1 protein-coding gene is annotated in these 1,255 nt (G+C 51.9%); it reads right to left on the reverse strand.

The features are described from left to right. Positions 1–84 precede the first annotated feature (84 nt). Positions 85–1,167, reverse strand: a complete 1,083-nt coding sequence (psbA, locus tag A8707_RS26175) for a photosystem II q(b) protein (RefSeq protein ID WP_068820377.1) — start codon at positions 1,165–1,167, stop codon at positions 85–87. Between the last annotated feature and the right edge of the window lie 88 nt (positions 1,168–1,255).

A 1,255-nucleotide genomic window follows, 5' to 3' on the forward strand; every position in this document is an offset into this window, starting at 1 on the left:
ACACCTACAAAAAGCCCTCCACAGACGTGAAGGGCTTTTTGGATTCAGACTATTTCATCCTTCTGCAATGCCATCGAACAGGAATTAACCGTTGATGGAAGGAGCAGAGAGTGCTACAGGCGCAGCGTCTCCAGATGCCAAGTCCAGCGGGAAGTTGTGAGCATTCCGCTCGTGCATCACTTCCATACCCAAGTTGGCACGGTTGATTACGTCTGCCCAAGTGCTAATCACCCGACCCTGTGAGTCAATGATGCTCTGGTTGAAGTTGAAACCGTTCAGGTTGAACGCCATCGTGCTGATGCCCAATGCCGTGAACCAGATGCCGACGACTGGCCATGCACCCAACAAGAAGTGCAAGGAGCGACTGTTGTTAAAGGATGCGTATTGGAAGATCAGCCGACCGAAGTAGCCGTGTGCCGCAACGATATTGTAGGTCTCTTCTTCTTGTCCAAACTTGTAACCAGCGTTCTGAGATTCGTTCTCAGTGGTCTCTCTCACCAAGGAGGAAGTTACCAATGAACCGTGCATCGCAGAGAACAAGCTACCGCCAAACACACCCGCAACTCCCAGCATGTGGAAAGGGTGCATTAGAATGTTGTGCTCAGCTTGGAACACCAACATGAAGTTGAAGGTGCCGGAGATGCCGAGGGGCATTCCATCTGAGAAGCTGCCTTGTCCGATCGGGTAGATCAGAAACACAGCGGTTGCGGCTGCCACAGGTGCAGAGTAGGCAACGCAGATCCAAGGACGCATTCCGAGACGGTAGGACAGTTCCCACTCACGTCCCATGTAGCAGAAGATGCCAATCAGGAAGTGCAGGACAACCAGTTGGTAAGGTCCACCGTTGTACAGCCACTCGTCGAGTGAGGCGGCTTCCCAAATCGGGTAGAAGTGCAACCCGATCGCGTTTGAGGAAGGAACGACAGCACCAGAGATGATGTTGTTGCCGTACATCAAGGAACCTGCAACAGGCTCACGGATGCCGTCAATGTCTACGGGAGGAGCGGCGATAAAAGCGATGATGAAACAGATGGTTGCGGAGAGGAGAGTAGGAATCATCAACACGCCGAACCAGCCCACATAGAGGCGGTTGTCGGTGGAGGTGACCCAGGAGCAGAACTGCTCCCAGAGGTTGGCGCTTTCGCGTCTTTGAAGAGTGGTGGTCATAAAGTTATAATGGCTTGAAATAGATAGGATACAGGGCGGTTTTCCGTCCCATGTCTAAACATTAGCAGAAAACTTAAGTTTTGTAAAG

The sequence above is a fragment of the Phormidesmis priestleyi BC1401 genome (genome assembly GCF_001650195.1).
Lineage (GTDB): Bacteria > Cyanobacteriota > Cyanobacteriia > Leptolyngbyales > Leptolyngbyaceae > Phormidesmis_A > Phormidesmis_A priestleyi_B.